General features: G+C 70.4%; 12 protein-coding genes. 4 read left to right on the top strand and 8 right to left on the bottom strand.

All coding sequences use genetic code 11. From position 1 onward, the window contains the following. Positions 1 to 1,626 carry an ABC transporter permease subunit gene (locus JOD63_RS01385; RefSeq protein ID WP_045277138.1) on the bottom strand — a complete coding sequence of 542 codons (1,626 nt, stop codon included), beginning with the start codon at positions 1,624 to 1,626 and terminating at the stop codon, positions 1 to 3. Between the two features lie 80 nt (positions 1,627 to 1,706). After that, positions 1,707 to 2,933, bottom strand: a complete 1,227-nt coding sequence (locus JOD63_RS01380) for a sugar ABC transporter substrate-binding protein (RefSeq protein WP_045277137.1) — start codon at positions 2,931 to 2,933, stop codon at positions 1,707 to 1,709. 241 nt (positions 2,934 to 3,174) lie between these two features. Between JOD63_RS01380 and JOD63_RS01375 the strand changes: the two genes are divergently transcribed. After that, positions 3,175 to 3,663: a YajQ family cyclic di-GMP-binding protein gene (locus JOD63_RS01375; protein WP_045277136.1), complete on the top strand. Its 489-nt coding sequence runs from the start codon at positions 3,175 to 3,177 to the stop codon at positions 3,661 to 3,663. 5 nt (positions 3,664 to 3,668) lie between these two features. Continuing rightward, the gene (locus JOD63_RS01370; RefSeq protein ID WP_045277135.1) at positions 3,669 to 4,169 is read left to right on the top strand and encodes a hypothetical protein; all 501 of its coding nucleotides are present in this window, start codon (positions 3,669 to 3,671) and stop codon (positions 4,167 to 4,169) included. 18 nt (positions 4,170 to 4,187) lie between these two features. On the opposite strand, the gene JOD63_RS01365 is transcribed toward JOD63_RS01370, so the two are convergent. Together JOD63_RS01365 and JOD63_RS01360 are read right to left on the bottom strand one after the other, a co-directional pair. Continuing rightward, complete coding sequence (locus JOD63_RS01365) at positions 4,188 to 5,096, bottom strand: oxygenase MpaB family protein (RefSeq protein ID WP_045277134.1); 909 nt, start codon at positions 5,094 to 5,096, stop codon at positions 4,188 to 4,190. 67 nt (positions 5,097 to 5,163) lie between these two features. Then, positions 5,164 to 6,150 (bottom strand): alpha/beta hydrolase, encoded by a 987-nt coding sequence (locus JOD63_RS01360; RefSeq protein WP_045277133.1) that lies wholly within the window; start codon positions 6,148 to 6,150, stop codon positions 5,164 to 5,166. A gap of 81 nt (positions 6,151 to 6,231) precedes the next feature. Here JOD63_RS01360 and JOD63_RS01355 point away from each other — a divergent pair, with 81 nt between their 5' ends. Next, positions 6,232 to 6,963, top strand: a complete 732-nt coding sequence (locus JOD63_RS01355) for a hypothetical protein (protein ID WP_045277132.1) — start codon at positions 6,232 to 6,234, stop codon at positions 6,961 to 6,963. A 4-nt stretch (positions 6,964 to 6,967) separates the two neighbouring features. Here JOD63_RS01355 and JOD63_RS01350 read toward each other — a convergent pair whose 3' ends face one another. The 4 genes from JOD63_RS01350 to JOD63_RS01335 form a co-directional block, all read right to left on the bottom strand. Then, on the bottom strand, positions 6,968 to 8,341 hold the full coding sequence (locus tag JOD63_RS01350; protein ID WP_045277131.1) for an FAD-dependent oxidoreductase: 1,374 nt from the start codon (positions 8,339 to 8,341) through the stop codon (positions 6,968 to 6,970). Between the two features lie 94 nt (positions 8,342 to 8,435). Next, positions 8,436 to 9,491, bottom strand: coding sequence for a polyprenyl synthetase family protein (locus tag JOD63_RS01345; RefSeq protein ID WP_045277130.1), 1,056 nt, complete (start codon positions 9,489 to 9,491; stop codon positions 8,436 to 8,438). A 31-nt stretch (positions 9,492 to 9,522) separates the two neighbouring features. After that, positions 9,523 to 10,182, bottom strand: coding sequence for a bifunctional demethylmenaquinone methyltransferase/2-methoxy-6-polyprenyl-1,4-benzoquinol methylase UbiE (gene ubiE, locus JOD63_RS01340; RefSeq protein WP_245244056.1), 660 nt, complete (start codon positions 10,180 to 10,182; stop codon positions 9,523 to 9,525). A 96-nt stretch (positions 10,183 to 10,278) separates the two neighbouring features. Further along, a complete protein-coding gene (locus JOD63_RS01335) occupies positions 10,279 to 10,866 on the bottom strand; it encodes a DUF402 domain-containing protein (protein ID WP_045277128.1) in 588 nt (195 codons plus the stop codon). A 133-nt stretch (positions 10,867 to 10,999) separates the two neighbouring features. Here JOD63_RS01335 and JOD63_RS01330 point away from each other — a divergent pair, with 133 nt between their 5' ends. Continuing rightward, complete coding sequence (locus tag JOD63_RS01330; RefSeq protein ID WP_045277127.1) at positions 11,000 to 12,298, top strand: isochorismate synthase; 1,299 nt, start codon at positions 11,000 to 11,002, stop codon at positions 12,296 to 12,298. The last annotated feature ends 26 nt before the right edge of the window (positions 12,299 to 12,324 follow it).

Here is a 12,324-nt window from a genome sequence, read left to right as displayed (position 1 = left end):
TCAGTTCAACTCCTCGAGGGCCTTGGTCTTGCGGAAGCTGATGATCGAGATCGCGGCGACCACGATGAAGATCAGGATCGTGAACGCCGACGCGAGGCCGTAGTCGCGGTTCTGACCGGTGAACGCCACCTTGTAGACCATCGAGATGAGGATGTCTGTGTGCCCGACAGGCAGCGACACGTCGGTGAAGCGCGGGCCGCCGCCGGTGAGCATGTAGATCAGGTTGAAGTTGTTGAAGTTGAACGCGAACGACGCGATGAGCAGCGGCGTCACGGTCACCAGCAGCAGCGGCAGCTTGATGCGCCGGAAGATCTGCCACGGGTTCGCCCCGTCGACCACCGCCGCCTCGTTCACCTCCTCGGGGATGCCCTGCAGCGCCCCCATGCACACGAGGAACATGTACGGGAAGCCGAGCCACAGGTTCACGATCAGCACCGAGGCCTTGGCGAGCCACGGGTCGGTGAGCCAGGGGACGGATGCCCCGCCCAGCAGCACCTGGTTGATGAAGCCGAAGCTCTCGTTCATCATCCCGGCCCAGATGAGCGCCGAGAGGAACGCCGGGAACGCGTACGGGAGGATGAGCAGGATGCGGTAGCCGTTCTTGAACCGCATCCGCTTGTGCTGGAACACCAGCGCGAGAAGGAGTCCGAGGAAGAACGTCGACGCCACCGAGATCGCGGCGAAGACGAAGGTCCACGCGGTGACGGCCAGGAGCGGACCGCGGATCGAGGCATCCGTCACGGCGCGGACGAAGTTGTCGAACCCGACGAAGACCTGCCAGCCGGGGAGCAGCTGCTCCCCCTCCGGCGACGTGAAGGCGCCCTCGCCGTCGTCGGTGTAGACGACGCCGGTCGCGGTGTCGGTCATGGTGCCGGCCGCCTCGTCGTAGACGAGGGTCGAGGTGTAGAGGTAGCCCTTCTGACCGTCCTGCGTCCGGATCGCCCCGTCGTTGGGGTCGTCGCTCGCGGGCACGGCGAGCTGCTCGACGTCGCTGCTGCGGGCGAGCACGTCGCTGAACGCGAGCGTGGTCCAGTCGTCGACGGCGACCGCCTTGCCGTCCTCCATGGTGGCGTCGATCGGCTGGAGGGGCTGGGTGTTCGTGCCGAGCGACGCCTCGCCGTCGGTGGGATCGGTCACGAGCAGGCCGAGCTCGCCGAACCGCTCGACCACCGCGACGTCGTACGTCGGCGAATCCTCGACGCGCACCAGCGACGAGCGCATGAGCGAGGCGATCGCCTGATCCTTGCTGCCGTTGTGGCCGGTGCCGTAGTTGGTGAAGCCGATGTAGCCCGTGTAGACGAGCGTGAAGATCTGGAACACGACGAGCAGGATGATGCCCGGCGTGAGGTACTTGGCGGGGATGTGCCTGCGCGAGAAGTAGATCCAGTTGACGAGGATCGTCACGGCGACGACGCCCGCGAGCACGAGCCACTCGCTGTGGAGGAAGAGCACGAACACCGCGTACACCGCGACCGCATCGACGATCGCGAGCAGCGCGATCTTCAGCACGAGCCAGCGCAGCGGTCCGGCGGCGGCATCGGCCATGCGCGCGGCGGAGCGCTGACGCGGGGTCGGCGGCGGCGATTCGGTGCTCTCGCCGGTCGAAGCCTGGAGGGTGTCGGTCATGTTCGTCCTCGTGTCGAGACCGGGACGGATGCTCGCGCACCCGCCCCGGTCACGTGTTGCGGTCTAGCGACCGCGGGTGATCACTGGATGGCGGCGGTGACGTCGTCGACGAGCTTCTGCCACGTCGTGGTCGGGTCGTCGCCGTTGATGATCGCGGCCTCGGCCACGCCCCAGTACTGCCAGACCGCGCCCATGGCCGGGATCGCGGGCATCGGCACGGCCTCGGCGCCGACAGCCTGGAAGCCGGCGACGATCGGGTCCGCCGCGGCGGTGTCTGCTGCCGCGGTGAGGGCGGGGAGCACGTTGCCGGCCTCGAACAGGTCGAGCTGCACGTCTTCGGTGCCGATGTAGTTGACGAGGAAGTCGTTCGCGGCGACCTTGTCCTCGGACTCGGAGCTCACGAAGAAGCCCTTCACACCGGCGAACGGCGATGCCGGGGCGTCGGTCGGGCTCGGGACGGTGTCGATGGCGACGTTGATGCCGCTGTCGACCGCTGCGCCGACGTTCCACGGGCCGGTCAGCCAGAACGCGGCCTCACCGGCGAGGAACTTGTCCTTGGCGATCTGGCCGTCGATGTCGGTGTTGAAGTTGCCCGCTGCGCCCTGCGCGCCGAGCCACTCGGCGAACTCGAAGCCGCCCTCGCTGCCCAGCTGCAGGTCGGTCGGGTCGTAGCTGCCGTCGGCGGCGGTGCCGAAGACCGGGGCGCCGAACGCCGTCTGGAACGGGTACAGGTGGTACGGGTTGCCTTCTGCGCCCTGCTCGACGACGAACGGGGTCTCGAGGCCGGCTTCCTTGCCCTGGGCGATCATGTCGTCGAAGCTCGCGACGGGCTCGGGGATGATGTCGGCGTTGCGGAGCACGGCGATGTTCTCGACCGCGTACGGGAGCATGTAGACGGTGCCCTCGTAGGTCGACGCCTGCAGCGCGACGGGGAGGTAGCCCTCGGCGCTGTCACCGAGCTCGATCGGAGCGACGACGCCGTTGGTCGACAGCTCGCCGAGCCAGTCGTGCGCGCCCATGACGACGTCGGGTCCACGGCCGGTGGGGACCTGCTGGATGAAGTCGTCCTTGATCGTGTTGTTGTCCTTGCCCACGAGGTCGACCTTCACGCCGGTCTTCTCGGTGTAGGCCTCGGCCGCCCCCTTGAGCGCGTCGACGCGCTCGGAGTCGACCCAGACGGTCAGCTCGGTCGTGGACTCGGCCGCGGGGGTCTCCCCGGCGGTGCCTCCGCCGGCGCAGCCGGCGAGCACGAGCGACGCCACAGCCAGGCCGCCGAACGCGAGCCAGCCCTTCTTGTTCACCTTCATCGGTGCCATGCCTCTCTGGAGTGCGAGTGAGTTCGGCCGCGCTGCCGTTCGCGGCGATGCGGGTCGACTCGGGTGCTGCGATTGCAAGCGCTTACATTCATAGTCCACTGTTTTCCCGGGAGCAAATGCGTTATTCAATCGATACCTCGCCGTGATCTTGGAATCGCTTGCACTGCGATGGACTGTGAGCGCTCCCGGTCAATCACGGCGCGGAACGGCGTCAGATGGGTAGACTCCCGGCATGGCAGATTCTTCGTTCGACATCGTCAGCAAGGTCGACCACCAGGAGGCGGAGAACGCCCTCAACCAGGCCCGCAAAGAGATCGAGCAGCGCTACGACTTCAAGGGCACGGGGGCGTCGGTCGAGTGGAGCGGCGAGTCCGTGCTCATCAAGGCCAGCACCGAGGAGCGCGCCAACGCGGTGCTCGATGTCTTCCAGTCGAAGCTCATCAAGCGGGGCATCTCGCTGAAGAGCCTCGAGTCGGGTGAGCCCTTCCCCAGCGGCAAGGAGTTCCGGATCGTCTCGACGATCAAGGACGGCATCTCGTCGGAGAACGCGAAGAAGATCTCGAAGATCATCCGCGACGAGGGCCCGAAGGGCGTCAAGTCGCAGATCCAGGGTGACGAGCTGCGCGTGCAGTCCAAGTCGCGCGACGACCTGCAGGAGGTCCAGCGCCTCCTCAAGGCCTCCGACCTCGAGGTCGACCTGCAGTTCGTCAACTACCGCTGACTCCGGTGGGACTGTTCACGCAGCGCCCGGAGGAGCCCGCCGAATGGGCGGGGATCCCGAGCGAACCCGCGCGCGATGAGACCGACGCGGAGCGCCTGCGCGCAGCATCCGTCGACCCCGCCCGCCTCGGTCCGCTCGACGACTCCCCCGCCGGCTCGATCTCGATCCCGATCGACGCCGTGACGCCGCCTCCGTCGCCGGCGAGCGAGCTCGACGAGGCCGCGGCGTGGCTCGAGCAGATCACCCGCGACCCGATGGCCGACGCCGTCGCCGGCACCGTGCGGGTCGTCGCGGCGAGCGAGCCGCAGGGCCGCGCCCGCTACCAGGAATGCGCGGTCGACCTCATCGCCGACGCCGCGGGCGTGGATGCGGCAGCCGTCGCGACAGCGGTCGTGCTCCCCCGCACGGTGTGGCCGCGCGTGGGCGACGTGCTTCCCGCTCGCATCTCGGTGTCGGATCCGCAGCACCTCGAGGTCGACTGGAACGCGCTCACCCGACGGCGCTGACGCCGGCGCGGGCGGGCGTCACCCCGTGGCCTGATCCGCCTCCGCGGCGGCATCCGTCCGTTCGCCGTGCGGCACGGGGCAGCCTCCGACGAACGTCCCCATCTGCTCGACGTCGTACCCGTCGGGGTAGCTGCGCACCCACGGCAGGTCGACGATGCGCACCGGCGTCGTACGCGACGGCAGGAAGCGACCCACGAACCCGTGCAGCTTCAGCGCCGTGCGCGCCAGCGCGACGGTGCTCCGAGACGGCTTCTCGTAGCGGAAGGCATCCAGCAGCGGGTCGTCCATGAGCGCGCGACTGAACGCCTCGACGGCCTTCGCGGGCAGCCGGGGGTGGAAGCCGACGAGCAGCGCGAGCGTCGCGTCGGCCACTCGCCGCGCACCCTCGTCGAAGGCGAAGTGCTCGGCCTCGTAGGCATCCATCAGCTCGGCGAACCCTGCGAAGGTCTCGGGGATGTCGCGGATGCCCATGTGTCCGCCGAGCATCCGGTAGTAGTGGACGGATGCCTCGACCTCGGCCGCCGACAGCGGGCGCTTGCCGTAGTCGTCGAGCCAGCGCTTGGGCACCACGACGAACGTCGACAGCACGTAGCGGAACTCGTGATCGGGGATGTCGTACCTGCGGTGCATCTGGTTCACGCGGCGGATCGCGGCGCGCGCCTCGGGGTCGTCGAACCCCTTCACGGTCGGCACCTCGAGGAGCAGGGCGGTGTCGTCGTAGCGCTTCTGGGCCCGGGTGCCGAACTCCCCCGTCTCATCGAGCAGCCGCCCGATGCCCGGCACCGCGTATGTGCGGAACAGGGCGAAGCTGAGCGCCTGGTTCATGTCCCACGGGAACTCGTACGACACCACGGTGCGGTACATCTCGACGAAGTCGACGGCGGGGTCGAGCGCCTCGTTGCGCCGCCGCCAGTGGGAGGGCCTCATGTCGGCAAACCTAGAGGATGCGGCGGCAGAAGTGAATCGCGGCTCACGCCGTCGGCCGATCTCGCCGTCAGCCAACCTCGGCGTCGACCCAGCGGGCGAGGATGCGATACGCGTCGGCGCGCGGCTCGGGCCGCGACAGGAACACTTCGTGGATCGCGCCCTCGATGCGCGCGATGGTGACGAGACGGCCGATGCGCGTCGCGCTGCGCGCGATGTCGTCGACGACCAGCACCGAATCGGTCGAGGTCATCGTCTCGTGCCACGAGAGGGCGGGCGTGGATGCCGCCGACAGCAGCACGAGTGCAGGACAGCCCACCTCGACCCCGGCGGCGATCCGGCGATGGCCTTCCAGCACGGCCGCGAGCCACCCGGGGTGGGTCGCGAATCCGCGCTCGGGTCGCCACGCCGCCTGATACCCCGCGGTCGGGATCGCGCCGACCTCGGTCTGCGCCCGCGTGTAGAAGCCGAGGTCGACGGCGGGATGGGCGCCGCGCGGGTCGATCCGGGCGTGCATGCCCACGAGCGGGGCCAGCGCCTGCCGGCCGAACGCGCCCACCTGGAACTCGAGCCACGGACTGTTGAGCACGACCGCACTCGCCCGCCCGGCGTGGCGCGCAGCCCAGAGCGTCAGGGTGAGACCGCCGGTCGAGTGGCCGAGCAGCACGAGGCGCCGGCGCGGCGAGGCATCCTCGCCATGGCCCATCTCGACGAGCGCGCTCTCGATGTCGACGTCGTAGTCGTCGAGCGAATCGACGTAGCCGGGGGTCTGCCCGGGCCGCAGGCTCCTCCCGTAGCGACGCAGATCGAGCGCGAAGAAGCGCGCTCCGCGCCCGGTCCAGGCGCGGGCGAGATCGGCTTGGAAGAAGTAGTCCGACCAGCCGTGCACGTAGAGCACGTCGACGTCGCGGAGGGGCCCGGTGATGGTCGCCCAGGGGTTCGGCACTGCCCGCACCAGGGTGGCGACGAGCGGGCCGCTGGCACCCTCGGTGCCGAGGTCGAGCGTCAGCCGCTCGAATCCTGCCCCGAGGACGTCGGGCTCCCACGTCAGCGCCATGCCGCCAGCCTAGGGTCGGCGGCGGCCGGGGGTCGATGCGAGTCGCTGACACCCCGTGGGTCACGGGTGCAGAATGTGCCCATGGCCGCCGAGTCGCCCGCCGAGCCACCGCCGATCGGAGACAGCACCTCCGATCCCCCCGCCGCGCCGCCGCACCCCGAGTCCGACGCCGTGCTCGCCCGACGCGCCCAGCTGCTCGCGACCGAGCACTGGGGCCTGCTGGCGGCGCGCAGCACGGCGCAGAGCGAGGTGCTCACGCGCATCGCGCTCTTCCTGACGCTCGTCTCCGCGGGGCTCGTCACCATCGGTCTGCTCGGGCAGGCGACGGGATTCGAGGACTGGTTCGCGACAGCGGCCCTGGCGATCCTCGGCTTCCTCGCGGTCGTCGGCTGGCTCACCGGCATCCGTGTGATGAACGTCGCCGACGAAGACCTGATGTACGTCATCGCGATGAACCGGCTGCGCGCCGCCTACGTCGACCTCGATCCGCCCATCGAGAAGTACCTCATGGCCGGTGTCACCGACGACGTCTCGGGGATGGTGCGCACGTACTCGTTCATCCGGCGACGCACCGACCTCAGCCAGGTCGCGGGCAGCTCGATGGTGCTCATCGCGCTCGTGCACGGATGCGTCGTCGGACTGTTCGCCGGCGGGCTGCTGACCGCGGTCGGGGTCGCCGTCGGCGCGGCGGTCGCGGTCGGCGTCGTCGTGTTCGTGGTCGTGCTGACCGCGTGGATCGTCGCCGGCTACCGCACGTACCGCGAGACGTGGCGCACGCACCGGCCGCTGCGGCAGGCGGGCGAGAACGCCTGAGAGGTCACTCCCCGCGCGAGATGTCGACCATCTCGTCGCGCGGCACCACCTTGATGCGGGCACGTCCCTCGGGAGCGCCGAGGGCGATCTCGCGCTCGTCGAGGCGATGCCAGCCTTCGAGGTCGGTCCAGCGCACACCGCGTGAGGCGAGCAGCTCGGGCACCGCCGCTTCCGACGGGTCGACCGGCTGCCACCAGGCGCCCTGGTCGTTGATGAGGTGGCTGATCGTCTCCATCGCGTCGGACTTCGTGTGACCGATGAGGCCCACCGGCCCGCGCTTGATCCAGCCGGTCGCGTAGACGCCCGGCACGCGCTGGTTGGAGTCGCCGTCGAGCACCTGGCCCTCGCGGTTCGGGATCACGCCGTGCTTCTCGTCGAAGGGCACGCCGTCCAGCGGCGAACCGAAGTAGCCGACGGCGCGGTAGATCGCCTGGATCGGCACCTCGCGCAGCTCGCCGGTGCCCACGACGCCGCCGGCGCCGTCCGACCGGGTGCGCTCGTAGACGAACGCCGACGTGCGGCCGTCGGCGTCGGTCTTCACCTCGACGGGCTTCGCCCAGAAGTGCAGGTGGAGGCGACGCGACGCGGTGCCGCCCGCGTTGTTGACGGAGTCGCGCTTACGCCAGGACTGCAGCACACGGTCGATCACCATGACCTGCTTGTTCGACGCGACCGCGGCCTGCGCAGCCTCGTCGTAGTCGAAGTCCTCGTCGTAGACGACCATGTCGACGTCGCGCAGCTCGCCGAGCTCGCGCAGCTCGAGCGGGGTGAACTTCACGTTCGCGGGTCCGCGGCGGCCGAACACGTGCACGTCGGTGACGGGCGAGGCCGCAAGGCCGTCGTACACGTTCGCGGGAACCTCGGTCGGCAGGAGGTCTTCGGCGTGCTTGGCGAGCATGCGGGCGATGTCGAGCGCGACGTTGCCGTTGCCGATCACGGCGACCGACTCGGCCTCGAGCGGCCAGTCGCGCGGCACGTCGGGGTGGCCGTCGAACCAGCTCACGAAGTCGGCCGCACCGTACGAGCCTGCAGCGTCGATGCCCGGGATGTCGAGGTCGGCGTCGCGGATCGCGCCGGTCGAGAAGATCACCGCGTGGTAGTGGCGCTTGAGGTCTTCGAGCGTGATGTCGCGCCCGAAGTGCACGTTGCCGAAGATGCGGATGACGCCCCGGTCGAGCACTTCGCGCAGCGCCGTGATGATGCCCTTGATGCGGGGATGGTCGGGCGCGACCCCGTAGCGGACGAGGCCGTACGGCGCGGGAAGCTGCTCGAACAGGTCGATCGACACGTCGAACTTGCGCTCGGCCTTCAGCAGGATGTCGGCGGCGTAGATGCCGGCCGGGCCCGCGCCGACGATGGCGAGTCGGAGCTTGGTCATGTCGAGTCCTTTCGATGACTCCGGTCGATGCGCGACGCGGTCGTCGGGTGAGCGAAGTGAGAGACGAGACGCGTCGGCGGATGGCTCCCGCGCGCTAACTCGAGCGGTCGGCGACGGCCTCGGCGAAGCGCGTCAGCGCCTCGCGGACCCGCCCATCGGGCAGCGGCTCGAGAGCATCCACGGCCTCGCGCGACCAGGCGTGCGCGAGATCGAGCGTCGCCTGCGTGGCCTCGTGGTCGCGCAGCCGCGTGAGCGCGTCGTCGAGGATCGCGGGATCGGCACCGTCGGCGATGGCGTCGACGCCCTCGTCGATCTCGGCGAGGAGGCTGCGCGACGAGTCGTCGGCGAGCTGGCCCAGCACGAGGTAGGGCATCGTCGGCACTCCCGCACGCAGGTCGGTGCCGGGCACCTTGCCGGTCTCGCCCGGGTCGGCCGAGAGGTCGATCACGTCGTCGAGCAGCTGGAACGCGACTCCGGCCTTCTCTCCGAACACCACGAGGGGCTGCTCGTACTCGGCGGGACCGTTCGAGAAGATCACCCCAGCCTGCGCGGCCGCAGCGATCAGCGAGCCGGTCTTGTCCGCGAGCACCTGCAGGTAGAACTCGACCCGGTCGTCACCCTCCTGCGGCCCCACGGTCTCATGCATCTGCCCGAGCACGAGACGCTCGAACGTGTCGGCCTGCAGACGGATCGCTCCCTCGCCGTGGCGGGCCATGATCTGGCTGGCGCGCGAGAAGAGCAGGTCGCCCGTGAGGATCGCGACGCTGTTGCCCCAGACCGCATGGGCGCTGGGCACGCCACGGCGGCGGTCGGCGGCATCCATCACGTCGTCGTGGTACAGCGAGCCGAGGTGGGTGATCTCGAGGGCCGTCGCGCCGTCGATCACGTCGTCGGTGACCCCGTCGCCCAGCTGCGCCGTGAGCAGCGCCAGCATCGGGCGCACCCGCTTGCCGCCGGCGTCGAACAGGTAGCGGCTTGCCGCGTCGGCGAGCGCGTCGGTGACCCGAAGCTCTCGTTCGAGCGCGCGGTCGACGCGCTCCAGGCCCGCCTCGACAGTCTTCAGCAGCGCGCGCGAGCGCGGTCCGGCGAAGACACGGTCGGTGAGGCCCAGCTTGCCCGCGATGCGCGAGCCAGACGCTGAGGGAGTCACGATGCCAGCCTACCGGGGTGTCGGGGCCCGGTCACCGCGGCTTGACGGCACGGTGGAGCGCGACGATCCCCATCGACAGGTTGCGGTGGGCGACGTCGGTCCACCCCGCCTGGCGGATCCAGCCCGACAGCGTGCCCTGGTCGGGCCAGTCGCGGATCGACTCGTTGAGGTAGTCGTAGGCCTCGGCGTTGGAGCTCATCGACTTCGCGACGACGGGGAGGACACGGTCGTTGTAGAAGCGGTAGAGCCCGTTGAACACGGCCGACGGCGGGTGCGAGAACTCGCAGACCACGAGGCGGCCGCCGGGCTTGGTCACCCGCAGCAGCTCGCGCAGCGCCTTCTTCGGGTCGTTGACGTTGCGCAGCCCGAACGACATCGTCACGGTGTCGAACTCGGCGTCGTCGAACGGCAGGTCGGTCGCGTCGGCCTGCACGAACGACAGATTCCGGATGCCGCTGTGCCGGCGCCTTCCCTCGGCGATCATGCCGGGCGAGAAGTCCGCGGCGACGACCGTGGCGCCGCGCTGGGTGAGTGCGACGCTGGACGCGCCGGTGCCGGCTGCGAGATCGAGGATGCGCTGGCCCGGCCGCGGCGCGATGGCGCGCGTGGTGGCAGCGCGCCAGAGCCGGTCGTTGCCCATGCTGAGCACGGTGTTGGTGCGGTCGTAGCCGGCCGCGACCTGATCGAACATGCCGCTCACCCTCGCGGGGTCCTTGTGCAGATCGGCGCGGTTGGGCTCGTCGTCAGGGCGGGCTGTCACACGTCGAGTCTAGGTCGGCGCGGCAGGTCAGAAGGGGCCGAGGTCGTCGAACCGGTCGAGCCAGTGCTGTGCGGTGGCCGCGTCGAACGGCGCCTCACCCGCACGCACCCGGCCCTCGAGGTCGACGGCGAGCGCGTCGAGGTGGGTCACGATGTCGGCCGGGTACCCGTAGGCGACGCGGTGCTCGTCCCACTCGTCGCGGTCCTCGATGTAGACGTCGCCCGGGGCGCGGAGAACGCCCTCGCGATCGACGTAGGGCTCCGCGGGCTCGCGCCGCACCACGTCGAGGTCCATGTCGATGCCCGTCGGCTCGCCGGCATCCGTCCACCGCACGTCCCACGCGACGTCGATGTAGATGCGCGTCTCCTGGGGCGGGGTGTTCCAGGTGTAGGCGAAATCGCCGGTCGGCGGCACGAGGGTGACGTTGCGGGAGCGCACGGCCATGTCGCGGCCGGGACGGATGCTGCGCCACCCCGAGTCCTGCCCGAACCAGTCGCCCCAGCGGTCGCTGCCGAGGTACACGCAGTCGTGTTCCCAGTGCGGCGTGCCGTCCCACTTGCGCCAGCGGAACAGCAGGCGCGTGCCGGGATCGGGGCGGTGCGATGGTGCGGTCACCCGAGCGAGTCTAGGCGCGGCGGGCCGGAGGCGGCCGCGGCTTCGGGCTCCGGCGGCATCCCCCGGTCGTCGGATCCGACGCGGGGTGCCGGCTCGGACGCCGACCGCTCCGACGCGAAACTAGGCTGGAACGGTGAGTGCAGCACCCCGTCATCCCCGACTGGTGGTCGAGACCCGAGAGATCGACCCGGTCGACGACCTGATCTCGTTCACCGACCCGAACACGCCGCTGGCATGGCTGCGACGCGGTGACGGCATCGTCGGCCTCGGTCACCAGGTGACCGGGATCGAGTTCGGCGGCGCGCATCCCCTCCCCGAGGCCGACCCGTTCCCGAGCCTCGCCGAGATGTGGCGCTCGCTGTGCGAGACGGCCGAGGTCGACGACGAGGTCGGACTGCCGGGCACCGGACTCGTCGCCTTCGGTGCCCTCGCGTTCGACCGCCGATCCGCGGCGTCGAGCCGCCTCATCGTGCCGCAGACGGTGATCGGGCGCGGGCGCGGACGCTCGTGGGTCACCCGGATCCGCTCGTCCGCGTACGACGGCCCCGACCCCGCGATCGCGACAGTCCCCTACGGCCCGTACTGGTCGGCGACACTGGGCCCCGGAACCCTCGACCCGGAGGGATACCAGGCCGCGGTGCGGCAGGGCATCGCCGCGATCGAGAGCGGCGAGGTGCAGAAGGTCGTGCTCGCCCGCGATCTGGTGGGGACGATCCCTGCAGGCTCCGACATCCGCCGTCTCGCGCGCGCACTGTCGACCGAGTACCCCGACACCTGGACGTTCGCGGTCGACGGCCTGGTGGGGGCGAGCCCCGAGACGCTCGTCACCGTGTCGCACGGCACCGTGACCGCCCGCGTGCTCGCCGGCACGGTGCCGCGCGGCGCCGACTCCGACGGCGACGCGACGGCGTCGTTCTCACTCGCCCACAGCGCCAAGGACCGCGACGAGCACCGCTTCGCCGTGCAGAGCGTGCTCGACGCGCTCGCCCCGCACGTGGGCGCGGTGACGGCGGACGCCGAGCCGTTCACGCTCGAACTGCCGAACCTCTGGCACCTCGCGACCGACGTCGAAGCCGAGCTCGCCGACCACGCGACCTCGCTCGACCTCGTCGCGGCACTGCACCCGACCGCCGCGGTGGCGGGCACCCCCACGGATGCCGCGATCGAGGCGATCCGCCGCATCGAGCCCTTCGACCGTCGCCGGTACGCCGGCCCCGTGGGCTGGGTGGGCGCCGACGGCGACGGCGAATGGGCCATCGCGCTGCGGTGCGCCCAGATCGGCGCCGATCCGACGCGCGGCTACGCCGAGTTCTCCGACACGATCCCCGTCGTGGCACACGCCGGGGCCGGAATCATGGCCGAGAGCGACCCCGAATCGGAACTGCTCGAGACCCGGGTGAAGTTCCGCCCGATCGTCGACGCGCTCGCCTGATCCCGAGCGCCGCCACGCACGTATCG

Source organism: Microbacterium terrae (assembly GCF_017831975.1).
Taxonomy (GTDB): Bacteria; Actinomycetota; Actinomycetes; order Actinomycetales; family Microbacteriaceae; genus Microbacterium; species Microbacterium terrae.
Note: the sequence above shows the minus strand (reverse complement) of the source record. Positions and strands in the feature narration are given on the sequence as shown.

Excerpts from the sequence above, each read along its gene's own strand:
- JOD63_RS01385 (WP_045277138.1), bottom strand. The coding sequence starts at position 1,626 with ATGACCGACACCCTCCAGGCTTCGACCGGCGAGAGCACCGAATCGCCG.
- JOD63_RS01380 (WP_045277137.1), bottom strand. The coding sequence starts at position 2,933 with ATGAAGGTGAACAAGAAGGGCTGGCTCGCGTTCGGCGGCCTGGCTGTG.
- JOD63_RS01375 (WP_045277136.1), top strand. The coding sequence starts at position 3,175 with ATGGCAGATTCTTCGTTCGACATCGTCAGCAAGGTCGACCACCAGGAG.
- JOD63_RS01365 (WP_045277134.1), bottom strand. The coding sequence starts at position 5,096 with ATGAGGCCCTCCCACTGGCGGCGGCGCAACGAGGCGCTCGACCCCGCC.
- JOD63_RS01360 (WP_045277133.1), bottom strand. The coding sequence starts at position 6,150 with ATGGCGCTGACGTGGGAGCCCGACGTCCTCGGGGCAGGATTCGAGCGG.
- JOD63_RS01355 (WP_045277132.1), top strand. The coding sequence starts at position 6,232 with ATGGCCGCCGAGTCGCCCGCCGAGCCACCGCCGATCGGAGACAGCACC.
- JOD63_RS01350 (WP_045277131.1), bottom strand. The coding sequence starts at position 8,341 with ATGACCAAGCTCCGACTCGCCATCGTCGGCGCGGGCCCGGCCGGCATC.
- ubiE (WP_245244056.1), bottom strand. The coding sequence starts at position 10,182 with ATGTTCGATCAGGTCGCGGCCGGCTACGACCGCACCAACACCGTGCTC.